The 208-nt window shown below is 51.4% G+C and carries 1 rRNA gene; it reads left to right on the forward strand.

Features of this window, described 5'->3' with window-relative positions:
* Nucleotides 1–208 (forward strand): 23S ribosomal RNA (locus ACFCTO_RS12335); the annotation flags it as partial.

Here is a 208-nt window from a genome sequence, read left to right on the forward strand (position 1 = left end):
TGCAGGTTACCCGCGACTGGACAGAAAGACCCCATGGAGCTTTACTGTAACCTGAGATTGGATTCCGGTAAGAGATGTACAGGATAGTTGGGAGGCAGAGAAGTGAGTACGCCAGTATTCACGGAGCCGCTGGTGGGATACCAACCTTGTTTTATTGGAATTCTAACGAGAAGCGTAACGAGCTTGCGGACAGTCTCAGGCGGGCAGT

Source organism: Megasphaera indica (assembly GCF_046614755.1).
Classification (GTDB): domain Bacteria; phylum Bacillota; class Negativicutes; order Veillonellales; family Megasphaeraceae; genus Megasphaera; species Megasphaera intestinihominis.